Annotated in this window: 14 protein-coding genes; 6 read left to right on the forward strand and 8 right to left on the reverse strand. The window is 63.7% G+C overall.

Going from position 1 to position 23,072, the window contains the following annotated elements; all coding sequences use genetic code 11:
* Positions 1-179 precede the first annotated feature (179 nt).
* Complete coding sequence (locus tag IC234_RS09965; protein ID WP_190924037.1) at positions 180-5,711, reverse strand: T9SS type B sorting domain-containing protein; 5,532 nt, start codon at positions 5,709-5,711, stop codon at positions 180-182.
* Between the two features lie 99 nt (positions 5,712-5,810).
* The gene (locus IC234_RS22170; protein ID WP_317173355.1) at positions 5,811-8,039 is read right to left on the reverse strand and encodes a GEVED domain-containing protein; all 2,229 of its coding nucleotides are present in this window, start codon (positions 8,037-8,039) and stop codon (positions 5,811-5,813) included.
* Positions 8,040-8,383: 344 nt separating this feature from the next.
* Between IC234_RS22170 and IC234_RS09985 the strand changes: the two genes are divergently transcribed.
* Positions 8,384-9,193 carry an SDR family oxidoreductase gene (locus IC234_RS09985; RefSeq protein WP_190924039.1) on the forward strand — a complete coding sequence of 270 codons (810 nt, stop codon included), beginning with the start codon at positions 8,384-8,386 and terminating at the stop codon, positions 9,191-9,193.
* A 183-nt stretch (positions 9,194-9,376) separates the two neighbouring features.
* Here IC234_RS09985 and IC234_RS09990 read toward each other — a convergent pair whose 3' ends face one another.
* Complete coding sequence (locus tag IC234_RS09990; RefSeq protein ID WP_190924041.1) at positions 9,377-11,101, reverse strand: S8 family peptidase; 1,725 nt, start codon at positions 11,099-11,101, stop codon at positions 9,377-9,379.
* A 384-nt stretch (positions 11,102-11,485) separates the two neighbouring features.
* On the opposite strand from IC234_RS09990, the gene IC234_RS09995 reads away from it, so the two are divergent.
* The 5 genes from IC234_RS09995 to IC234_RS10015 all read left to right on the forward strand — a co-directional run bounded on the left by IC234_RS09995 (position 11,486) and on the right by IC234_RS10015 (position 18,660).
* Entirely contained in the window at positions 11,486-14,170 is a 2,685-nt protein-coding gene (locus tag IC234_RS09995) for a PIG-L family deacetylase (protein WP_190924043.1), read from the forward strand.
* A gap of 222 nt (positions 14,171-14,392) precedes the next feature.
* Positions 14,393-15,769: an aspartate kinase gene (locus tag IC234_RS10000; protein WP_190924045.1), complete on the forward strand. Its 1,377-nt coding sequence runs from the start codon at positions 14,393-14,395 to the stop codon at positions 15,767-15,769.
* A gap of 88 nt (positions 15,770-15,857) precedes the next feature.
* Entirely contained in the window at positions 15,858-16,532 is a 675-nt protein-coding gene (locus IC234_RS10005) for a phosphatase PAP2 family protein (protein WP_190924047.1), read from the forward strand.
* A 120-nt stretch (positions 16,533-16,652) separates the two neighbouring features.
* Positions 16,653-17,540 (forward strand): glycerophosphodiester phosphodiesterase, encoded by an 888-nt coding sequence (locus tag IC234_RS10010; RefSeq protein WP_190924049.1) that lies wholly within the window; start codon positions 16,653-16,655, stop codon positions 17,538-17,540.
* 31 nt (positions 17,541-17,571) lie between these two features.
* Positions 17,572-18,660 (forward strand): acyltransferase family protein, encoded by a 1,089-nt coding sequence (locus tag IC234_RS10015; RefSeq protein WP_190924051.1) that lies wholly within the window; start codon positions 17,572-17,574, stop codon positions 18,658-18,660.
* 171 nt (positions 18,661-18,831) lie between these two features.
* Here IC234_RS10015 and IC234_RS10020 read toward each other — a convergent pair whose 3' ends face one another.
* The 5 genes from IC234_RS10020 to IC234_RS10040 all read right to left on the reverse strand — a co-directional run bounded on the left by IC234_RS10020 (position 18,832) and on the right by IC234_RS10040 (position 22,892).
* On the reverse strand, positions 18,832-19,725 hold the full coding sequence (locus tag IC234_RS10020) for a DUF2911 domain-containing protein (protein ID WP_190924054.1): 894 nt from the start codon (positions 19,723-19,725) through the stop codon (positions 18,832-18,834).
* A 170-nt stretch (positions 19,726-19,895) separates the two neighbouring features.
* Positions 19,896-20,141 (reverse strand): hypothetical protein, encoded by a 246-nt coding sequence (locus tag IC234_RS10025; protein WP_190924056.1) that lies wholly within the window; start codon positions 20,139-20,141, stop codon positions 19,896-19,898.
* Entirely contained in the window at positions 20,128-20,364 is a 237-nt protein-coding gene (locus IC234_RS10030) for a DUF433 domain-containing protein (protein WP_190924059.1), read from the reverse strand. The genes IC234_RS10025 and IC234_RS10030 overlap by 14 nt, the downstream gene beginning before the upstream one ends.
* 117 nt (positions 20,365-20,481) lie before the next feature.
* Positions 20,482-21,015, reverse strand: coding sequence for a hypothetical protein (locus IC234_RS10035; RefSeq protein WP_190924061.1), 534 nt, complete (start codon positions 21,013-21,015; stop codon positions 20,482-20,484).
* A gap of 32 nt (positions 21,016-21,047) precedes the next feature.
* On the reverse strand, positions 21,048-22,892 hold the full coding sequence (locus IC234_RS10040) for an ABC transporter ATP-binding protein (RefSeq protein WP_190924063.1): 1,845 nt from the start codon (positions 22,890-22,892) through the stop codon (positions 21,048-21,050).
* Between the last annotated feature and the right edge of the window lie 180 nt (positions 22,893-23,072).

The following is a 23,072-nucleotide window of genomic DNA, read 5'->3' on the forward strand; positions in this document are numbered from 1 at the left end:
TGCCGGACTGCCCGATAATGCACACCCCGCCGCCTCGTGGTGCCCTTACCCCGGCGGATGCTTTCAACCTGAAAAAGCCTTGGTCAGGTGACGTCCGGCGTATTGTTACAACCTGCTATAAAAGAAAAGGCCTGCCATGCGGCAGGCCTTTTCGGGCAGTGGTTGCGGGCCAGGGGCGGCTACTTCACTACTTCAAACCAGTTCTTGATGCTGGTGCCGTTGGGCAGGGTCAGCAGGTAGAAGTACTGGCCGGCGGCGATGTTCGGGTCGTCGCCCCAGTTGTTGCGGTAGTTGGTGGTTTTGTACACCTCGCGGCCCCAGCGGTTGAACACGGTGAAGGTGTTGCCGGGGTAGAGGGAGATGTTGTCAATCACGAGCACATCGTTCTGCCCGTCGCGGTTGGGCGTGATGATGTTGTAGACCTTGGTGTTGTTGGCAAAGTCGACGCGGGCCTCGTTGGAGTTCGACAGGCGCTCGGTGGCGTCGGTGCTCACGGCCACCACCCGGAAGTTCTCCTGGAAGCCAAAGCCCGAGGCCACGTTGCTGGCGTCGGTGTTCGAAACAGTGGCCGTCAATACGTTGGCGGGTACGGTGCTCACCAGCGCCGCGGCGCCGGCATCGGAGCGGCGGTAGATGCGGTATTCCTTCACCGTGAAGCCCTGGTAGGCGTTCCAGGCGAGGGCCACGCTGCCCTGGTTGCGGCCAGCGCCCGGCGTGGCCGCGGCGGTGAGGCGCACGGTTTGCACCACGGTGCTGGACACGAGGGTGCCGCAGCCGTTGGTCAGGTCGAGGCGGTACTCGTAGGAGTTGGCGTTGGCGTCCACGCTGTTGTTGTCGGCGAACGTAGTCGACGATGCCGCGGTCTGGCCCACTGCTGCGAAAGTGCCCGTTCCGGCCACCCGGCGCATGATTTGCACCTGGTTGGGGGTGTTGGTGCTGCCCGGCGCGTTCAGCGACAGCACAATGCGGCTGTTGCTGGTCACGTCCACCGAACCGAGCGTGAGGGCCACGCTCGGCGCATCGAATAGAATGGTGCGCGTGGTGGCGGCGCTGGGGCAGGAGGCCGGGCTGGCGCTCACTTCCACGGCGCTCACCGAGTAGGGCCCGGTGGCGTTGAAGCGCACCGTCACGGTGCTGGCCGTAACCGGCGTGGAGGTGATGGTGCCGCCCACAATGGTCCACTGGTAGGTGGCGCCGGTGGGGGCATTGGCCACGGTGTACTGCTGGGCCACGGTGGTATTACACACGAAGCCCGACCCCGAAATGGTGGGCGCCGTCGGCGTGGGGTTCACCGTGAAGGGGGTGCTGTAGAGCGGGCCCACGCAGCCGGCCGAGGAGGTTTCCTGGGCCGTGAGCGTGTAGGTGCCGGGGGCGGGCAGCGTGGCCAGCGTGCGGCTGTTGCCGGTGCCGGCCAGCGTGGTGCCGCTCAGCTGGAAAACGTAGGTAGAACCCGTGAAGCCGCCCGGCAGCGAGAACGTGGCCGGGCCGCTGCCCTGGCACACCCGCACCGGGCCCGTGATGGCCAGCGTGGGGCGGGGCGAGGGGTTGATGAGCACCTTCAGCGTGTCCGACTCGCCGCGGCAGACGCCCCCGGCGGGGTTGCTGGTCTCGGTCACCACAATCTTGCCGATGGTGGGCACCGTCACCGGGTTCCAGTTCACCGTCACGGTGTTCTGCGAGGTGCTCACCTGCGTGCCGCCAATGATGAGCCAGGAATAGCTGGAGCCGGCCGCAAATGCACCGCTGCGGTAGGTGTAAGGACCGTCGGCTTGGCACACGCCGCGTACGGGAGGCGGCAGCTGGGCAATGTCGCCGGGGCCGGTGGGCCGCACCGTTTGCAGGCGCTGGTTGATGACGATGGGCAGGGTGGTGGTATCGGAAGAGCACCCCTGCGCGTTCAGGCGGAATACCTTCAGGTAGGCACCAGTTTGGGCCGGGCCCCAGTTCACCGTCACGGCCGGCGTGCCCTGGCCGCTGGCAATGGTGCCGCCCTGAATCAGCCAGGTGTAGGCCGTGGCGGCCGGGGTGGGCACCGAGTAGGCAATGCCCGTCACGGTGGGGCACACCGAAGCGGGGCCCACAATGGGCTCCGGTGCCGGGCGCGGGTTCACGGTCACGGTCACCGTGTTGGTGGCCACGCAGCCAGTGGCGGTGGTGGCCGTCAGGGTATAGGTCAGGGTGATGGGGGCGGCCGTCGTGTTCACGCCGGTGAGCACGGGCTGGGCCACACCGGGACTGCTGAGGTTAGCGCTGGGGGTCCAGCGGTAGGTGTAGCCCGGCAAGGCGGGCGTGCCCAGCGTCACGCGGCTCTTGTCGCACACGGCCACGGCCGGGCCGGGGTTGGCCACGGCAGCGGGGTTCACGGTCACGGTCACCGTACCGGTGCTTACGCAGCCATTGGCGGTGGTGGCCGTCAGGGTGTAAGTCGTGACGATGGGCGCGATGGTCGTATTGGTCAGCGTGAAGGTGGGGTTGGCCACCGTGGTGCTGCTCAGGCCCGTGGCCGGGCTCCAGCTATACGAGTAGCCGGCAACAGGAGCCGCGCCCAGGGTGATGCTAGCGCCCGAGCACACGGCTTGGTCGGCGCCGGGTACAGCTACTGCCGCGGGGTTCACGGTCACGGCCACGGTGTTGGTGGCCACGCAGCCATTGGCCGTGGTAGCCGTCAGCGTATAGGTGGTAATGATGGGCGCGTTGGTCAGGTTGGGCAGGGTCACGGTGGGGTTGGCCGCCGTGGCGCTGCTCAGGCCCGTGGCCGGGCTCCAGGTATAGGTATAGCCCGTGACGGCAGTGCTTCCGATGCTAACCGGAATGTTGGAGCAGGTTTGCTTGGCGAGGCCGGCATCGGCTACCGCCGCCGGATTGATGGTTACCACGACCGTATTGGTGGCCACGCAGCCGTTGGCCGTGGTGGCCGTCAGGGTGTAGGTAGCCGTGATGGGCGCATTGGTTAGGTTGGGCAGGGTCACGGTGGGGTTCAGCACGGTGGCGCTGCTCAGGCCCGTGGCGGGGCTCCAGGCGTAGGTGGTGCCCGCTACGGCCGTGCCGCCGATGGTGACGGGCACATTCGAACAGGTTTGCTTGGCCGCGCCGGCATCAGCCACCGCGGCGGGGTTGATGGTGACGGCTACCGTTGCGGTGCTCACGCAGCCGTTGGTAGTGGTGGCCGTCAGGGTGTAGGTGGTGGTGATGGGCGCGCCGGTGGTGTTGGTGCCGGTCACGGTCGGGTTCAGGATGTTGGGGTTGCTGAGGCCGGTGGCGGGGCTCCAGCTATAGGTGGTGCCGGCCACCGGCGTAGCCGTGCCGCCCAGGGGCGCCGAGGTGGTGCCCGAGCAGAAGCTGATGGCCGGGCCGGGCGAGGCCACGGCGGCCGGGCTGATGGTGACCACCACGGTCGAGGTGGCCGTGCAGCCCTGCGGGCTGGTGGCCGTCAGGGTGTACGTCTGGGTGATGGCCGCTCCGGTGGTATTGGGCAGCGTCACGGTGGGTTGGGCTGCGGTGCTGCTGCTCAGGCCGGTAGCCGGGCTCCAGCTGTATGAGTAGCCGGGCAGGCCAGCGCTGCCCAGCGGCTGCGAGGCCACACCCGAACAGGTGGTGCGGGCCAGGCCCGCGTTGGCCACGGCGGCCGGGCTCACCGTCACGTACACCGAGTCGGTGCTGGTGCAGCCCGCGCCGGCGGTCACGGTCAGCTTGTAGCCTTGCCGGATGGGGGCGCCGGTGGTGTTGGGCAGCGTCACGGTGGGTTGCGCCACGGTGCTGCTGCTCAGGCCCGTGGCCGGGCTCCACACATACGTATAGCCCGTGACCGGGGCCACGCCCAGGGGCACCGACGCTACGTTGGGGCACACGGTAATGTCGGAGCCGGCGGCGGCCGTGGGCGGCGCCGTTACGGTCACGGTGAAGGTAGCCGAAGTGGTGCAGGTGCCATCGGAGCCCACCACGGTGTAGGTGGTGGTAGCCGTGGGCGCTACCGTGATAGAAGTGCTGGTAGAACTCTGGCCGCCGCCGCTCCAGGTATAGGTCAGGCCGGTCTGGCCGGTCACGGTGAGGGTGGCGTTGCCGCCCTGGCAAATACTGGCGGCGCTGGCCGTCACGGTGAGGGCCGGCAGGGGGCGAATGTCCACGGTTTTGGTCACCGAGTCGGTGGGGCAACCATACGTGGAAATGCCTTTCAGCACCAGCGTGCCGGTGGCGTTGGCGTTGTTCCAGGTCACGTTCACGGTGTTGGTGTTCTGACCGCTCGTGATGACGCCGCCCGTCACGCGCCAGCGGTACGACGCCGGCACCGGGCCCGAAGCCGTGTAGGTACGCACCGTGGCCGGGTCGCACACGGTGGCCGGCCCGTTGATGGCCGTGGGGCCCGCCGCGCGGTTCACCGTAATGCGGAACACGTCGGAGGCAATCTTGCCGCCGCAGCCGTTGTCTTTCACCGTCACGCCCAGGTCGTAGGGCGCGGAGCGGGCGTTGCCGCAGGTGGAGTTAAACACAAAGGTGCCCGCCACCGAGCCCGTGCCGCTGGCCGACGCCGTGCCGGTCAGGTTGCCCGCCTGCACGGTGCCCGTGCTGCCGTTGAAGGTGGTGTTGAACGGCCCGCTGCCGTCGAGCAGGGCGCTGTTCACGGTGAGCACCAGCGGGTGGTTGCTGGACTGGGTGGCCGAAATGGGGATGCTCAGGCTCTGGCCTTCCTCGATGGTGTAGCTGCGGGGCACGGTGAGGGCCGGCGGCAGCACGGGCGGGGGCGTGGCCGGGCAGGTCGACACCAGCAATTGCAAGTCGCGCCGGGTGGTGCCCAGCAGCACTTCGCGGCCGTTGATGGTGCGGTATTCCGACACGTCGACGGCCACCACGAACTTGCCGAGGGTGGTGCCGCCGTATTTTGAAATGCCCGTTGAAGCGTTAATCAGCGCAAAGTTGCCGGCGCCGGTGCCGAAGGGGTTGGTCCCGCTGTAGCCGGTTTTGTAGGGCACGGAGTTGGGCAAAGGCGGAAACAGGCCGGTGCCGCTCAGCGTGCCGTAGGGCGTGCCGAAGGAATAGACCAGGCGGTCGCCGTCGGGGTCGAAGGCGTTGTTGAGGGTGATGGTGGTATCGTTTTGGCACACCACGGCCACGGCGGTGTCCGAAAACACCGGCGAGCGGTTGGTGATAAGCGGCGGGGCCATGCTCACGTAGAGGGTGAGGGGCACGTTGCCGCCGTTGGGCCCGCCCAGGGTGTTTTCGATGTTGGCGAGGTCGTTGTTGCGCGCCGCCACCGAATACACGGCGTAGTAGCCATCAAACGACACGGGCAAGCTCACCACCTGCACAAACTTGCAGAGGTAGAACGGCTGGCTGGGGCCTTGCACGGTACAGCCCTGCGGCACCCGCGGCGTGATGGGGGGCGGCAGGTTGGTGTTGGTGGGCGTGGGGGCGGTTCGGGCGATGTTGAACGACTGAATGCGCTGCCCCGTGGTCCGGTTGTAGATATCGACCGGGGCCGAGGTCGGCGGAGCCGCTACGCCGTTGGGATTGGTGTTGGTCCAGTAACCATTGCTGTAGATGGTGACGGTGATTTCGTACCGGAAGGGGTTGGCCGTGGTGCCGTTGGCATCGAGGTAGCGGTAGCTCATTTCGCCGCCGAGCAAGTGGGTGGCCTGCGCCGGCCGCGCCCCCAGCACCAGCAGTGCCAATAGCAGAATCGCCCCAAAAAAACGCCGTGGTAAGGTTTTAAACATACAAGAAGATGAAGAAGGGAATGCAGAAAAACAGTCCGGCGGCCCGCTGGCCGCCGGTGTTAGGGGTCGGGTAAATCGATGGTGGCGAGTAATGAAAAATTACTGGCGCACCACGCGGCGCACGGCCGTCTGGCCCTGGGCGTCGCGCAGGTGCAGCACGTACACGCCCGGCGCCAGGCGGCTCAGGTCGAGCTGGGCATCGGCGGTGGGGCTCAGGCGCAGGGCGGTGCTCAGCACCGTGGCACCCAGCACGTTTTGTACGGCCACGGCGTAGGTGCCGGCGGCGCTGGCATCGGCCAGGTTAAGACGCACCAGGCCGTCGGCGGTGGGGGTCGGGAACACGGTCAGGCCGGGCAGGGCCTGGGCGTCGCGCGCGGCGAGGGGCTGCACCCGCACCTGGTAGTCTTCCACCTCGGCGTTCAGGGTGTTCACGCCGCAGGGGCTGGGGGCGTTGGTGTTGGCCACCACCAACACGCGCATGCGGGTGTTGAGGTTGGCTGCGGCGCTGTTGAGGGCGAAGGTGGCCGTGTAGGAGGCGCTGCCGGCGGGCGAGAGCCCGTTGGCCACCAGTTCGGTGTTGTTGTCAAACACGCCGTCCACGTTCAGGTCCACCCACACGGAAGTGCGGTGCGCCGCCGTCAGGTTGGTGCCCACGGTGAGCGTCATCGAGCGGGTGGTGAGCGTGATGGGCGAGCTGGTGAAGTTGCCGTAGCCGCCCGTGGAGTTCAGCGAGGTGTTGGTGAAGGCCGGCACGGCGCCCGGCACGCTCACGGAGGTGATGTAGAAGGGGCTGGCCAGCTGGGTGCCGCCGGGGCCCGTACCACCCGTGCCGTTGGAGGCGCAGTACACCAGGCAGGGCACCTGAATGGTGAGGTAGTTGGTGCGCGTCACGGTGCGCGAGCCGTTGGCATTGGTGGCTTGCAGGCTCACGGTGTAGGTGCCCGAGGCCAGGTACTGGTGCGAGGGGTTCTGGAGGGTGCTAGTGCCGCCGTCGCCGAAGGTCCACAGCCAGGAGGTGGGGGCGTTGGTGCTCAGGTCGGTAAACTGCACGGGGTTCACGCAGCCGCCGGCCACGTAGTTGCTGCTGAAGTTCACGATGGGCGGCGAGGTGTTGGGGCGGGCCACCACGGTGTAGTCTTCGGCCTGGCCACTCACCTGGTTGGTGCAGGGGCCGGGGTTGCTGCCCACGGCGTCGGCCACCACGCGCAGGCGCAGGGGCTGGTTGAGCACGGTGCTGGCGGGCAGGTTCAGGGTGGCGGTGGGGCCGGGGCTGGGCGAGTTCAGGCCCTGGTACACCAGCTCGGAGGTGGCCAGCGTGCCGTCGTTGTTTAGGTCCAGATACACCCGGATGTCGTGCGCGTTGCTGCCGCCCGTCGTGATTATCATCTGGTTGTTGAGGCCCACCTGCAGGTCGGTGCGCTGCGGGCAGGTGAAGTCCTGGTAGCCGGCGCTGCCGTCGGCCGAGGCGTTGTCGATGGTGCCCAGCCGGAACCGCACGATGCCGTAGTTGGCGAAGAAGTTGGTGGTGCTGGGCGTGCAGCTGGCCGCCACCGGCACCGTCGTGTTGTAGGTGATGGTGGTGGCGGCGCTGGTGGCGCTGCCGGCCGCGTTGGTGGCGCGCAGGGTCACGGCGTAGGTGCCGGCCGTGGTGTAGCAGTGGTTGGGGTTTTGCTGGGTGCTGGTGGTGCCGTCGCCGAAGGTCCAGAGCCAGGAGGTGGGGAGGTTCTGGCTGGCGTCGGTGAACTGCACGCAGCCCGAGCAGGTGGTGGTGCCGTTGGTGGTGAAGGCCGCCAGCGGCGGGCTCACGTTGGCCGAGAGCGTGACGCTGTAGTCCTCGTCCTGCGAGTACACCGGCGTCGAGCACGAGGTGGGCAGGGGGCTGTTGATGTAGTCGGTGGCCACGCGCAGGCGCAGGCGGGCGCCCAGGGTGGCCGTGGCGGGCGGCGTGAAAGTGCCCACATGCGGGTTGGCGGGCGTGCTGCCGGCGGGGTTAATGTCCTGATACACCAACTCGTCGTTGCCGGTGAAGGCCCCGTCGTTGTTGTAATCAATGTACACCCGCACGTTTTGCACGGCCGTGGTGGTGGTGCGGATGCTGATGGGGTACGTCTGGCCCACCACCAGCGGCACGGCGGCCACGGTGCAGCTGAAGTCGCGGTAGCCGGTGGTGTAAGCCGTCCGGTTGGCCAGCACGGTGTTGTTCACCGTTACGCCCAGAATGGCCATGCCGTAAAGCGACGGATTGGCCACGCTGGCCGAGCCCGGGGTGCAGGCCGCCGCAACAGGACACTGGGCCTCCGCCGTCGACGACAGGCCCAGCGATAACAAAACGGCAGCAACGCCCGGTGCAACGCGGGACCAAGAACGTAAGAGTGGGTGCATACGGTATTATGGGGGAAAACAATAGAATTCAGTGGATAAATGTAAGCAGAAAGCTGGGATAGAAAGGCCAAAATCGGCTATTATTCTATTTAAGTCGGCCATGTGCCGGCCCGGTTCCACCAATGCGAGCTTTCAGCCTCCGAAACCCGGCCGACGGCAGTGCTGACCGCACGCTGCGGGCCGGGTTTAACCGCGACCCGCAAAAATCATACCCCGCGGCCGTAAGTTTGCCCGGCGCTTGCGCGATTTTGCTGTATCGGCCCCGGCGCGGGCCCTGTATTTTACCATTTATGCCAACTCCCACGGTACTCATCACGGGCGGCACCTCCGGCATTGGCCGGGCCTGCGCCCTGGCTTTCGGCCGGGCCGGCTACCAGGTGGCCATCACGGGCCGCGACGAAACCAAGCTCCACGACACGGCCCAGGCCCTGGCCGCGGCCGGCATTGCCCACCTCACGGTGCGCGCCGACGTGGGCGACGAAACCGCCGCCGAGCGCGCCGTGCACGAAACCGTAGCCCGCTTCGGCCGCCTCGACGTGCTGCTCAACAACGCCGGCATCAGCATGCGCGCCCGCTTTCAGGACGCCGACCTGGAGGTCATCAAGCGGCTCATGCAAACCAACTTCTTCGGCACCGTTTTCACCACCAAGTTTGCCCTGCCGCACCTGCTGCAGAGCAAGGGCACCATCGTGGGCATCAGCAGCATTGCGGGCTACCGCGGCCTGCCGGGCCGCACCGGCTACTCGGCCTCCAAGTTTGCCATGAACGGCTTTCTCGAAGCCCTGCGCACCGAGCTGCTCGACCAGGGCGTGAACGTGCTCACGGCCGCGCCCGGCTTCACGGCCTCCAACATCCGCAACACGGCCCTGGCCGCCGACGGCTCCTCGCAGGGCGAGTCGCCGCGCGACGAGGGCGCCATGATGACCAGCGAAGCCGTAGCCGACGAAATCCTCAAAGCCGTGCAGCAGCGCAAGCGCACCCTGGTGCTCACCGGCCAGGGCAAGCTCACCGTCTTCCTCAATAAGCTTTTCCCCGGCCTCACCGACAAGCTGGTGCTGAACCACTTCCGGAAGGAGGAAAAGGGCGTGGACGTGGGCTGACGGACGCCTCCCCCCGGCCCCTCACCTCAGGGAGAGGGGGAAGCCTGATGTAATTCAACAAAAAGCCCTGCCTCATGATTGAGGCAGGGCTTTTTGCATAGGAAACGATGAGTATTTCTATCGTCTGGCTCCCCCTCTCCCTCGGGAGAGGAGGCCGGGGGGTGAGGCGCCACGTTAGAACGATTACAGCGCCGCTTTCTGCGCCAGCTTCACGGCTTCGTACATGTCCACCACGCCGCCGGTCACGGAAAGCGTGCTGAAATCGGCCTTTTTCTCGGTGCCGGGCACGTCTACCTGCGTGTGGTGTACCTGCGCCGACTGCATGATGATGCGCTTCAGGTCGGCCGCCGTGAGCTTGGGAAAATAGGCCTTGAGCACCGCCGCCACGCCGGCCGTCACGGGCGAGGCCATGCTGGTGCCGCTTTCGTTGCCGTAGGTGCTGCCGGGCAACGTGCTAAAAATGCCCACGCCGGGCGCAAACACGTCCACCGCTTTCTTGCTGTAGTTCGAGAAATCGGCGGCCAGGTTGGCGTTGTCTTTGGGGCCCGAAGCGCCCACGGTGAGCAGGTTGGGCACCGGCGCTTTGTTGAGGTAGAACGAAGCGGGGTAGTTGTCGCTCACGTCGAGGTTGTTGTTCTCGTTGCCGGCCGCGTGCACCAGCAGCACGTTCTTGCTGGCGGCATACTTGAAGGCGGCTTCCACGGCCGGGCGCTGGGGCGAGAACTCCTTGCCGAAGCTCATGTTGATGATGCTGGCGCCGTTATCCACGGCGTAGCGAATGGCGTTGGCGATGTCCTTGTCGCGCTCGTCGCCGTCGGGCACGGCGCGCACCGTCATGATGCGCACCGGGGCGGGGGCCAGGCCCTGCACGCCGAGGTTGTTGTCGCGCACGGCCGCGATGATGCCCGACACGTGGGTGCCGTGCATGGGGTCGGGGCCGTGGAGGTCGTTGTTGCCGTAGTAGCGCTGGGTGAGGTCGTTGGGGTTGTCCTTCACGATGTCGGCCCGCGGGTTGAACTTCAGGTTGAGCGAATTATCTAGCATGCTGCGCTCCTGCTTCACGCCTTCGTTCAGCTGCTTAATCAAGTCGTCGGCGTCGGAGGCGCCGGTCTGGCGCATCATTTCCAGCATGCCGGCCGTGGCGCGCTTCAGGTTGGGGTCGTCGGTGTTAGCGTTTTTGAGGGCGGTGGTGTCCAGTTTCTCGGTGCCCAGGGCCTGCTTCATGGCGGCCACCATCTGAGTGAGGGGGCCGGCCATGCTTTCCACCTGCTGGTTGCGCTCGGTTTCTTCGGCCAGGCGGGCTTTGTAGGCCTTTTCGGCCTTTTGGTACAGGGCGTAATCAGCCTTTTCGGTGGGCTTCACCGTGGCAGCGGTTTTGCCCTTGAAGCGCGTGCGGCCGGCGGCCACGATGCGCGTCATTTCCAGGGTTTCGGCGTTCACGTTGCGGCCGTCGGGGCCGCCGAGGAAGTTCCAGCCGTGCACGTCGTCGACGTAGCCGTTCTTGTCGTCATCGATGCCGTTGCCGGGAATTTCTTTGGGGTTGGTCCAGAGCACGGCCTTCAGGTCGACGTGGGCTGTGTCGATGCCGGAGTCGATGACGGCCACCACCACGGGGGCGGGCGTGCGGCCTTTCAGCAGCTCAGCGTAGGTGCGGGTGGCGCCCACGCCGGGCACCTTGTCCAGCTCGGGGTCTTTGAGGTACCACTGGGCGGCGCTTTGGTCGGCCTGGGGGTTGGGTTTGGCCACGGGGGCCGGCGTTTCGGGAGCCACCGGCACTGGGGCCGCCACGGGCACGCTCACGGCCGCAGAGGCAGCGGGCGTGGTGGCCAGGGGCCGGCGGGCGCAGGAAGAAAACAGCGTGACGGCCAGCAGCAGGGGCAGCGAAACGCGGGGGAAGGTTGTCGTCATAAGCAAGAAAAAAGCCGCGCATCCGGGCGGCCGCTGTGGGGAAGTAAACCGAAAACGGGGCAAATGAAGTTCAGCCGAGGCAAAGACGTGCCCCGGCCGCCCAATGTTGCGCCCGTCCCGTGGCATACGTGCTGGCGCGTGTCGGCGAACCTGCGCCATTGGGCTTGTTGTGCCGGGCGCCTCACCCCCCGGCCCCCTCTCCCAAGGGAGAGGAGGAGCCACGGCGGCGCTTACTGTGCGTGGTTGTCACAGTAAAGGATGCCACCCGCCTACCAACACCTGATGTCGATTGGCACCCCCTCTCCCTGCGGAGAGGGGGCCGGGGGGTGAGGCGCTCCGTTGAACGTCCGGTAACTTCACACCCTCAATCCCGGTTTCTCGCCCATGTTCCGACTCTTCCGTCCGCGCCTCGCGGCCCTGCTACTGCTCACTGTTAACGGCTCCCTGTTAACTGAAACGAAGGCCCAAACGCCCAAAACCTATACCTCCTCCGAAATCCTGCTGGGCCTCAAGAAGCTCAACGTCCTCGGCTCGGTGATGTACTTGGCCGCCCACCCCGACGACGAAAACACCCGCCTCATCGCCTATATGGCCAACGAGCGTCTGCTCGAAACCAGCTACCTGAGCTGCACCCGCGGCGACGGCGGCCAGAACCTCATCGGCCCCGAGCTGCGCGAAGGCCTCGGCGTCATCCGCACGCAGGAGCTGCTGGCGGCCCGGCGCCTCGACGGCGGCCGGCAGTTCTTCACCCGCGCCAACGACTTCGGCTTCTCCAAAACCTCCGACGAAACCTTTCGCATCTGGGACAAGGAGCAGGTGCTCGCCGACATGGTGTGGGTCATCCGCCAGCGCCGGCCCGACGTGCTCATCACCCGCTTCCCGCCCGATGCCCGCGCCGGCCACGGCCACCACCAGGCCAGCGCCATCCTCGCCGCCGAAGCCTTCGACGCCGCCGGCGACCCCAAGCGCTTCCCCGAACAGCTCCGGTACGTGCAAGCCTGGCAGCCCAAGCGGCTATTCTGGAACACCGGCAGCTTCTTCGTGAAGCCCGGCGAAAACATGGACGGCTACCTCCGGCTCGACGCCGGCGGCTACAACCCCCTGCTGGGCCAGAGCTACGGCGAAATCGCGGCCCGCAGCCGCTCCAACCACCGCAGCCAGGGCTTCGGCTCGGCCGCCCAGCGGGGCGAGGCGCTGGAGTATTTCCAGCCCGTGAAAGGCGATAAAGCCACCAAGGACCTGTTCGAAGGCGTGGACCAGACCTGGAACCGCGTGCCCGGCGGCGCGGCCGTGGGCAAGCTCATCGAGGAGGTGATTCGCAAGTACGACCCGAGCAACCCCAGCGCCAGCGTGGCGGGGCTGCTGAAGGTGCGGGAAGAAATATTGAAGCTGCACCTCAACAAGGTTGCGCCCACTGCAACGCATGGATTGAGGAATAATGCCGCTTGGATAATTCAGAAAACAGAAGAAGTTGAGGCGCTTATTAAAGCGAGTTTGGGGCTTTATCTGGAAGCTAGCACTGCTCAATCGACAGTAACACCGGGCCAAGTGCTTGAGGTGAATGCTACTGTTCTTAATGCATCCCAAGTTCCTGTTTTGCTTGAGTCACTGTCCATCCAACAGTTCACAAACAAGTTGAAATTTGAGCGTCCGGCACTCATTACGAAGGCTGCGACAATCTTTAATTTGAAGTTTGTACTGCCCGATTCAGCAGCAATAACTCAGCCTTACTGGTTGCGAAAACCGAACACCACCGGCATGTATGTTTTGCCAGAACGTCTCCCCGTTGGTTATGACACCGATGATAGAGCGGGACATGAAGGCAATGCTAAAAAGGTTGAAGACCTGAAATCCTACAACGGGCCTTTTGACCAAGTGCTGTCAAAACAAAGAATGATTGGCGAACCCATAAATCCCCCTGCTGCTACGGCAGAATTTATGGTGAGCATCTCAATGGATAAGGATTCAAAAAATAAGAGCTTCCTCAAATTTGAAATCCCCGTGCAATACAAGCACACCGACCCCGTGCTGGGCGAACTATACCAGCCGCTGGCCGTGGTGCCGCCCGTGCTGGTGAACCTGCCGCCCGCCCGTTCCTACGTCTTCGCCGATGCCCAGCCCAAGACCGTGCCCGTCACGCTGCGGGCCGGGCGCGCCGGGGTGAGCGGCCGCCTGGCCCTGGCCCTGCCCGCCGGCTGGAAGTGCGAGCCCGCCACCGCCGACTTCGCCCTTGCCGCCAAAGACGAGGAGCTGACCGTGAACTTCCAGGTGCAGCCCCTGGCCGGCGCCGCGCCCGGCCGCGCCGAGCTGCGCGCCACCGCCACCGTGGCCGGCCAGGCCTACGCCCGCGGCATCCAGAAGATTGAGTACCCGCACATCCCCACGCAGTTCCTCTTCCCCGAAGCCGTGGCCCCGCTGGTGAAGCTCGACCTGAAGCGGCGCGGCCAGAACGTGGCCTACCTCATGGGCGCCGGCGACGAAGTGCCCGACGCCCTGCGCCAAATCGGCTACAACGTGACCCTGCTCGAACCCAAAGACCTCACCGCCGCCACCCTCAAGAAATTCGACGCCCTCGTGGTCGGCATCCGCGCCTACAACACCGTCGACCGCCTCAAAACCCAGCAGCCCGAAATCCTCAAATACATCGAACAGGGCGGCAACGTCGTGGTGCAATACACAGTGAACCGCGGCACCGTAATGCCCGAAATCGGCCCCTACCCCATGACGCTTTCCTCCGACCGCGTGACCGTGGAAGACGCTACCGTGACCCTCACGAAGCACCAGCTGCTGGCCGCCCCCAACAAAATCACCGCCGACGATTTCAAAGACTGGGTGCAGGAGCAGGGCCTCTACTACCCCTCGAAATGGGACCCCAAATACCAGACCGTCATCTCCAGCAGCGACCCCGGCGAAGCCCCCAAGGAAAGCGCCATTCTGGTGACGGACTACGGCAAGGGCCACTACATCTACACCGGCCTGTCGCTGTTTCGGGAACTGCCGGCGGGTGTGCCGGGCGCCTATCGGCTGATTACGAACATGATTTCCTATGGGAAGGAAGTGGCGCAGTAACGAGCGCCTCACCCCCCGGCCCCCTCTCCGCAGGGAGAGGGGGAGCCACGGCGGCACACTTGTTAGCGGTTTGCCTTTGTTCCGATTTTACCTTGCAGGTCGTTTGGGCATTACCCGAACGACCTTCTTATTTGTCTAATTGAATTTTCGCGTCCGCGCCGCCGTGGCTCCCCCTCTCCCTGCGGAGAGGGGGCCGGGGGGTGAGGCGCCCGCTAGCACCGTATGCTCACAGTAGAAAAAATCGGCGGCACCTCGATGACCGCCTTCGCCGATGTCCTCAAGAACATCATCTTTCACGGCCGCCAGGGCGCGGCCTTGTACAACCGCATTTTTGTGGTGTCGGCCTACGCCAACGTCACCAACTGGCTGCTCGAAAACAAGAAAACCAGCGCCCCCGGCGTGTATCACCGCATCAGCCAGCACCAGGAGTTTCGGGTGGCCTTGCAAGACGTGGCCGCCAAGCTGCAGGAGCTGAATAAGCACTACGAGCCGCTGGGCCTGAACCTGGCCGTGGCCGATGCCTTCATTCAGCAGCGCATCGACCAGGCGCAGGTGTACTTGGAGAGCCTAGTGAACGTGCTGGCTTCCGGCTACGTCAACAGCGCCAACATTCTGCAGGCGGCCCGCGAAATCCTGGCCTCGATAGGAGAGGCGCACTCGGCCTTCAATTCCGTCAACATCCTGCAGAACCGCGGCGTACACGCCACCCTGGTCGACCTCAGCGGCTTCGACGACGCCCAGGCCCTGACCATTGACGAGCGGATTCGGCAGGCGTTTGCCGACATTGATTTTGCCGGCACCATCTGCATCGCCACCGGCTACACCAAGGGCACCGAAGGCATCATGCGCGAGTTCGACCGGGGCTACTCGGAAGTCACGTTCAGCAAGATTGCCGTGGCCGTGCGGCCCCAGGAGGCCGTCATTCACAAGGAATACCACCTCTGCTCCGCCGACCCCAATCTAGTTGGCGTCGACCACTGCCGCCCCGTGGGCTTCACCAACTACGACGTGGCCGACCAGCTGGCCGACGTGGGCATGGAAGCCATTCACCCCAAAGCTTCGAAGCCGCTTGAGATACACGCCATCGACCTGCGCATCAAAAACACGTTCGAGCCCGAGCACCCCGGCACGCTCATCACCCGCGACTTCGTGAGCCCCGACAAGCACATCGAAGTCATCACCGGCACCGATAAAGTGGTGATGATTGACATCCACGACCCGTTGATGGTGGGCACCGCCGGCTTCGACCTGCACCTCATGCAGGTGTTCTACGACCTCGACGTGAGCTACATCTTCAAAGCCACCAGCGCCAACAGCATTTCCGTTTTGGTGTGGGCCAAAGATTTGAAGGCCGAACTCACCGCTGCTCTGCAGGCTAAATACGAGCAGGTCACCATCGAAGACGCTGCCCTGGTTTGCCTCATCGGCTCCAACATCGACGAGCCCGGCCTGCTGGCCCGCGCCGCCGGCGCCCTGGCCGAGGCCGGCATCAATATCCGCAGTGCCGGCTTTGCCCTGCGCAAGGTCAACATTCAGTTCATTGTGGGGCGCGAGGAATACCGGCCCGCCATCGTGGCCCTGAACCAGGCGCTGGGGTAGCACCGTAGTGCGGACGCTGCAAGTCCGCGCCCTGACGCACGAACGTTCCGACCCGCGCGGACTCGCAGAGTCCGCGATACATTGCCACATGACGCTTCGCCAGTTTCTTGTTTTCACTGCCCTTACGCTGCCGGTCTGCGCGCTGCTCATTCTGTTCCTCGACCAGCCGCTGGCCGCTTTCATCCACGCGCATTTCGGGTGGGCCAGGCCCTTCTTCGCCGCCCTCACCACCGGCGCCGACGCCGCGCATGAGGCACTGATGACGCACGTGGTGGGCCTGCCCTTCATTTTTGTGGCGCTGGGGCTGGCCTTCGCCATCGGCCGCTACGGGCTGAGGCGCCCGGGCGCCACGCTGTTTCTGGTGCTGCTGCTCACGCACGAGTTCAGCATGGTGCTGGCCAAGGCGCTGAAGGGCTCGGTGCACCGCCTGCGGCCGGAAGTGCAGTTTGCCAAGGGCTATGCGGGCACCGGGCTGTGGGCCGCCGGCCCGCACAACGACTCGTTTCCTTCCTACCACACGGCCGTGTATTTCAGCCTGTTTTTGCCGCTGGCCGTGGCGTTTCCGCGCTGGCGGGTGCCGCTGCTGGTGCTGCCGGGGCTGATTGGGCTGGGCCGGCTGGTGCTGGGCATGCACTATCTGAGCGACGTGTGGGCGTCGCTGTGGCTGGTGGTGGCGCTCACGTTCCTGTTCGGCTTGTTGGAGAAGCCGCGCCGGGATGTAGAGACGCGTATTCGCGTCTCGTCGTTGAACGATGACGCTTGATTGACGCCCTGCGGCGCGGTTTGGCTAGTTCAACGACGAGACGCGGATACGCGTCTCTACATCCCGGCGGGCCACTTTCCCGTTCAGGTGCGCAAGGCACGTGCCGGTCCACGCTTTTTCATGAGAAACCACTTCGTATTTAAGGCCGCGCTGGCCCTGGCCATCACCTGGCAGCTGGCCGGCTGCGCCACCACCAAAGTCACGCCCGACCCCAAGCTGGTCATATTGGGCCACGCGGGCTCGGGCTTTTTCACCCCCATCAGCCCCTTCAACTTTCGGCCGCCCAGCAGCTGGCGCGGCATTCGGCGAGCCCTGCTGCGGGGCGCCGATGGCGTCGAAATCGACCTGCAGCTCAGCCAGGACAGCGTGGTGATGCTCTACCACGACCAAAAGCTCGACGACCACGGCTCCGGCACCGGCTGCGTGAGCCAGCACACCGCCGCCGAGCTGGTGCAGCTGCGCTACCGCGGCGGCTGGCCCTACGACTGGATTCAGAAGGAGCATCCCATCACTTTCGATACCCTGCTGGCCCGCCTCGGCCGCCGGCCCACCTTCCCGCGCCTGCACCTCGACCTGCACGAAGACGACCAGTGCCTGCCCGCCGGCCAGCAGCACGCCCGCACGCCGCTGCTCATCCGCCAGATTGCCCGCAGCCTCGCCCGCTACCGCGTGCCGCCCGAAAAAGTCCTGCTCATCACCCAGGAAAGCGGCACCATCCCGCTGGTCCGCAAGGCCATGCCCAAAGTTCCCATCGGTCTCGAAATCGCCTCCGACGAATTTGCCTTTGGCCTGAAGCTGGCCCGCACCGAAAAGCTGCACACCGTGGTGCTCGACGCCGACCGCGTGACGCCGGAGCAAACCGCCCAGGCCCGCGCCGCCGGCCTCGGCGTGGTGGTGTTCGGCGGCCGCTCGGCCAAGGACCTCAAGCGCGTGCTGGCCACCCAGCCCAACGAAATTGAAGTCGACAACCTGAAGCGCCTGCTAATTTTGCAGGGGCGGCGGAAGTAGGGTGACTGCGAAGCCCACCCCATTCATTGTTGTGCAGGAAACCAACCGCCACACCCCTTCGCCCTCCCCGCCCACGCCGCATTTCGCCGTTCTAGATGGCCTGCGCGGCATTGCCGCCCTGGCCGTGGTGGTGTACCACTTCATGGAAATAGTGGTGCCCGATTACGAAAAGCTGTTCATCGCCCATGCCTACCTGGCCGTTGACTTCTTTTTCTGCCTCTCCGGCTTCGTCATTGCCTGCGCCTACGACGCCCGCCTCGGCAGTATGGGCATACTGGGCTTTCTGCGGCGGCGGCTGATTCGCCTGCATCCGTTGGTGCTGGTGGGGTCGGTGCTCGGCCTGCTGACCTTTCTCTTCGACCCCTTTATCAACCTGTACGCCACCTACGCCAGCCAGACCTGGCAGCTGTTCGTGGCTTCGTGCCTGCTGATTCCTTATCCCGTGGTGTCCGAGCGCACGTTCAACCTCTTCCCGCTCAACGCGCCCACCTGGTCGCTGTTCTGGGAATACCTGGCCAACGTCGCTTATGCGCTTTTGCTGGTGCGGTTGCGCCCCGGTGGCTTGCGCCTGCTCACGCTGCTGGCCGCCGCGGCGTTGGTGTACCAGGCGTATCTGGTCCCAAACCTGAGCATCGGCTGGGGCCTCGATACGTTTTGGGGAGGGGGCGCGCGCGTCAGCTACTCGTTCCTGATGGGCATGGTGCTGTACCGGTCCCGCTGGATTGTGCCCACGCGCCTCGGGTTCGGGGGCGTGGGGGCCCTGTTGGTGGTTGGCCTCCTGTTTCCATACTACAATGAGCTGACCCGCCTCACGGATTTGCTGACGGTGCTCATCTATTTTCCGCTGCTGGTGGCACTGGGCGCTGGCGCACACCTGGCCCCGCGGCTGGCCGGGCCCTGCCGCTGGCTCGGGGAGATTTCCTATCCGCTCTACATGGTTCACTACCCCTTTGTGTGGGTATTTCTGAGCTACGTCGGAACGCAAAAACCATCCACGGCTACGTTGGCCTGGCTGGTGCCCGGCGCCACGCTGGCATTGGTCGGGCTGGCTTACCTGATTCTGGTGCTGGTGGACGCACCGCTTCGCCGTTACTTAAGCGCCCGGGCAGTGCGGGCATAGTGCGGGCGAGTACTCAGGCCATGTCCGTGCAATTCCTGTTTCTGCCAGAAGGCAACAAAAAGCCCCGACTCAATGCAGAGCCGGGGCTTTCTACTTCTAATGGGTTTTACGTCTTGCCGGAAGGATTAGCTGCGCTGACCCTCGTTGGATGCGCTCACAATGTCGAGAGGCTTATTTGCCGCCCTTCTTGGCCTGGGCCATCAGGTCCTCGTTCATTTTCACGTACTCGCCATTGGGCGGCGTGGCAGCCAGGGCCGCTTTTTTGGAGGCTTCGGCGGCTTTGGTGGCGCCGGCGTAGTCCTTCATTTTGAGGCGGATTTTGGCTTCCGTGTTCAGGTTCCAGTACTTGGTGGGCTCGGCGGCGTTAGCCTTTTCCATCCAGGCCAGGGCCTGCTTCAGGTCCTTGTTGTTGTCGTAGTAATACACGGCGGCCGCGGCGAGGTCGGCGGGGGCCGGGTTGGCGTTTTTGGTGATTTTCTCGTCAATTTGGGCCATCACCTTGGTGTCCACGTCGGCGGTCACTTTGAATTTGGCGCCCGTGTTTTCCCACTCCATGGCCAAGTTAGCGGTGGCGGGCGTCAGGTCGGTGAAGGCGATGGTGAAGGTTTCGACCTTGCTGCTCAGCTTGTAGGGCTTGATGGTGAAGCGGGCCACGTCCTGGTCGTCCTTGAAGCCGTCCACGTCGGCGCCTTGCTTGAGGCTTTTGTTCAGTACCACGGTCCACTCGTTGGGGCGCGGCACGGTGTAGATGCCGTACTCGCCGGCCGGTACCTTCTTGCCCTCAATCATCACATCGTCCGAAAACTTGATGCTGGTGGTGCCGTTGGCACCCGTGCGCCAGCGCTTGCCGTTCGGCACCAGCGAGTTGTCGCTGCCAAAAATGCTGCGGCCCTTGGCGCTGGGGCGCGAGTACACGATGGTGATGTCGGTGAGGCCCACGCGCTGCGTGATGGTGCTCTGGGGGCTGGCGGCGGGCGTGCGGATTTGAGACTGAGCGGCCGGGGCAACTAGCAGGGTAGCAGCCGTAACCACGGCCGCGGAGAAACTAAGGAAGTGCTTGCTCATCAGGTAAGGAAAGCGTGAGGGGGTGAGTGTGGGGCCAAAAATACGAAACCCGCGCTTGGGGCGCGGGTTTCGAGGAATTCTAAATGGTAATCATGCCATCGAAACGATGACTGGTCCCGGTGGCAAGCCGCCAGCGGTTAGCTGACGGTTGATTTGATGAGACAGTTTGGTTAGCTCGGCGTAGTATTGATAGGCGCATGTAACACAAACACGGTCAGCGTGTACTTGCTGAAATTCTGTTGGTGCTGCAAGTTTTTGTCGAAAGTTAGTAGGTCATCAAACTCAGCACCTAGCATCCGTTTCAGCAGTTCCCCGTTTTTGATGCCGTTCCACTCTTGGTCGCGCACCGTAAAAACTTCGTGAGCTGGAAAATCCTGCTTCAGCCGTTTCGGCAGGTTCTCATCAAGCAGCCGCATAGAGTTGGGCTACGTTAGGTGCAGTGAGGAGCTTAGTGGCGGTTTCAAGCAGCGCAATGGCCTGTGCTTTGGAAACAGTAGGAAAGTCATCCAAAAACTCGTCCAGCGAAACACCGGCTTCCAAATGGTCAAACAGTGTTTCGATGGGCACCCGAGTGCCGGCAAAAACGGGTTGACCGCCGAGGATGTCGGGGTCAACGGTGATGAGGGAGTTGAGGTCCATTGCTGCCTCAAAGTAGTGAATACAGGTTGCGAAAGCTAGTTCATTAGAGCTACAAACCTTCATCTTTTAGCAGTGAACTGGACATTCGTAAAGTTTCAGTACCTGCAATTCACGTAATTATTTCTTCAGTTTCACACCTTTTCGATTGAAAAGCTCTTCAACATCCGACATGGTGGATGGCGGAAGGATTTTTTCCGTGTCTAAAAAGAAAAAGGCGTTGCCGGAGGAAGGAAGAAGTATCCATTTGCCAACCTTGTTTGCCGTTTTGAAGGATGCAGCCCAAGGCTGAGAACCGTTTATTGTGCTGCTTTGGGTTTGAATTAGCTCCTCAGTTAACGTGTAGTTCAGGCCCTCGCTTAGCGCAGGAGTATTGAGGTAGTTTTTCTTAATGGCTTTTCGGTACGAATAATAAATAAAGCCCACAAAAAGTGCACCCCCTAACATCGTCATAATACTTTCCGAATCCATTGGGTAAGTGGTATCGTCGGACTTCATGCCCACAACCATGTTGCAGGTAGTGACCACGAATGACAGCAAGACGATAATTGGGAATATTATTAGGTACCCAATTTTCTTTCGCAGCATCAGCCAATTAATCGAGCTGAATTCAGCAAGCGTCATCGGTGACTTTTCAAATACAATTGGTTGCATAAGGGCTGAGGCTGAATAGAGTATGCAATCTACTACGTCAACTCAAACTGCAGCCGCAGCAAATTCGCGTAAAGCCCGCCTTCCCGCTCGCTCAACTCCTCGTGCGAGCCAGCCTCCACAATGCGGCCACCGTCAATCACCAGGATTTTATCAACCTTGCGAATAGTGGAGAGGCGGTGGGCAATAATCAGACTGGTACGGCTCTGCATTAGCTCATCGAGGGCGCCTTGCACCAACTTTTCGCTTTCGCTGTCGAGCGAAGACGTGGCTTCGTCCAAAATGAGGATGGCGGGGTTTTTCAGGATGGCACGGGCAATGGCCACGCGCTGGCGCTGCCCGCCCGAGAGCTTGATGCCCCGGTCGCCCACTACGGTATCGAGCGCCTCGGGGAAGGCCTGGATGAACTGCCAGGCATTGGCCCGCTCGGCGGCTTCGATGATTTCGGCGTCGGAGGCGTTGGGCTTGCCGTAGGCAATGTTTTCGCGGATGGTGCCGCCGAAGAGCAGCGTTTCCTGCGGCACGATGCCAATGTGGCGGCGCAAGGCGGTGAGGTCGTAATCCTGCACGTCGTGCCCGTCCACGATGATGCGGCCGCTGCTTAAGGGGTAAAACTGCATCAGCAGGCCGGCAATGGTGCTTTTGCCCGCGCCGCTGGGGCCGACGAGGGCAATTTTCTCGCCCGCCGCGATGTGGAAATCAATATCTTTCAGCACCGGCACGTCGGGCCGGGTGGGGTAGCGAAAGGCCACGTGCTCGTAGCGGATGTCGCCGTGCAGCCGGGTCGGCACCATGCCTACGGGCGGCTCGATGTGCGTGGGTTCGGGCGCCTCGTCCAAGATTTCGAGAATGCGCTCGGAAGCGCCTAGCGTGCTCTGAATCTTGCCGTACATCTCGCCCAGGCCGGCAATGGAGGCGCCGATGAAGACCGTAAAGAGCAGGAACGTGAGCAGCTGGCTCACTTCGAGGTGGTCGGGACCAGGGTAATATACCAGCGTGGCGGCGCGCCACAGAATGAGGATGATGCCCCCGGTAAGGCCGATAATAACAAACGACACAAAGCCGCCGCGGAACAAATTGCTCTTCAGGGCCACGCGCACGGCGCGGTTGAGGGCCGTGCCGTAGCGCTGGGTTTCAAACCGCTCGTTGGTGAAGGCTTTCACCGAGTTGATGGCCTGCAGGGTTTCCTCCACAATGGTATTGGTGGCGGCCAGCTCTTGCTGGGTGTTGCGGGCCAGCACCCGGATTTTGCGCCCAAAAACGCCGGCCGCCAGGATAATGGGCGGAAACGTGAGCAGCATGAACAGCGACAGCTTCGGCGACACGATGAGAATGGCCGTGATGCCGATAATCAGCGTGAACACCTGCCGAAACAGCTCGGCAATGGTGAGCGAAAACGTGTCCTGAATTTGGCCCACGTCGGTGGTGATGCGCGAGGTGATGGCCCCGACGCGGTTTTGCTCGAAAAAGGGGATGGGCAGCTGCACAAACTTGCCGTAGAGCGCCTGCCGGATGTCGCGCACCGTGAACTCACTCACCTGCGTAAAAAACCAGATACGCCCAAACGAAAAGAAACCCTGGCAGGTGATGATGGCAAACAGCAGCAGCGCAATGCCGTTGATGCTGAGCGGAAAGCGGTCGAGAATAACCACCGGCTTGTGGTTGGCCGCGTCGATGAGCTTGCCGGCCAGCCACGGAAACACCATGAACGTGCTGCTGCTGAGCACCAGCATGAGCATGCCCACCAGAAACTTGCCGCGGTAGGGCAGCATGTAGCGGAAAATCCGCAGGCTGCGCTTGAGCGACTCCTTGTTTACTTTCGGTTTGGGCAGGTCGGTGGTCACGTCGCTGCCACTGGTATTTAATCCACTTCTGGCCATCAGGCGGGGGTAATGTTAACTAACTATCGAACACGGCAAATACGGCAGCCTGGCGTGAGGCCACGATGAAGCGTAGCCAGTGGCGCAGTACCCCGCAGCTGTGCTGCGGCTCGGCGGAAATCGTTGAACGGCGTCCGTCGGGCCGCAGCACAGCTGCGGGGTACTGCGCCGCTAGCGCGA

It is taken from the genome of Hymenobacter armeniacus (genome assembly GCF_014699055.1).
GTDB classification, from domain to species: domain Bacteria; phylum Bacteroidota; class Bacteroidia; order Cytophagales; family Hymenobacteraceae; genus Hymenobacter; species Hymenobacter armeniacus.

Coding starts and splice junctions, on each gene's coding strand:
- IC234_RS09965 (WP_190924037.1), bottom strand. CDS start 5,711: ATGTTTAAAACCTTACCACGGCGTTTTTTTGGGGCGATTCTGCTATTG.
- IC234_RS09985 (WP_190924039.1), top strand. CDS start 8,384: ATGCCAACTCCCACGGTACTCATCACGGGCGGCACCTCCGGCATTGGC.
- IC234_RS09990 (WP_190924041.1), bottom strand. CDS start 11,101: ATGACGACAACCTTCCCCCGCGTTTCGCTGCCCCTGCTGCTGGCCGTC.
- IC234_RS09995 (WP_190924043.1), top strand. CDS start 11,486: ATGTTCCGACTCTTCCGTCCGCGCCTCGCGGCCCTGCTACTGCTCACT.
- IC234_RS10000 (WP_190924045.1), top strand. CDS start 14,393: ATGCTCACAGTAGAAAAAATCGGCGGCACCTCGATGACCGCCTTCGCC.
- IC234_RS10005 (WP_190924047.1), top strand. CDS start 15,858: ATGACGCTTCGCCAGTTTCTTGTTTTCACTGCCCTTACGCTGCCGGTC.
- IC234_RS10010 (WP_190924049.1), top strand. CDS start 16,653: ATGAGAAACCACTTCGTATTTAAGGCCGCGCTGGCCCTGGCCATCACC.
- IC234_RS10020 (WP_190924054.1), bottom strand. CDS start 19,725: ATGAGCAAGCACTTCCTTAGTTTCTCCGCGGCCGTGGTTACGGCTGCT.
- IC234_RS10025 (WP_190924056.1), bottom strand. CDS start 20,141: ATGCGGCTGCTTGATGAGAACCTGCCGAAACGGCTGAAGCAGGATTTT.
- IC234_RS10030 (WP_190924059.1), bottom strand. CDS start 20,364: ATGGACCTCAACTCCCTCATCACCGTTGACCCCGACATCCTCGGCGGT.
- IC234_RS10035 (WP_190924061.1), bottom strand. CDS start 21,015: ATGCAACCAATTGTATTTGAAAAGTCACCGATGACGCTTGCTGAATTC.
- IC234_RS10040 (WP_190924063.1), bottom strand. CDS start 22,892: ATGGCCAGAAGTGGATTAAATACCAGTGGCAGCGACGTGACCACCGAC.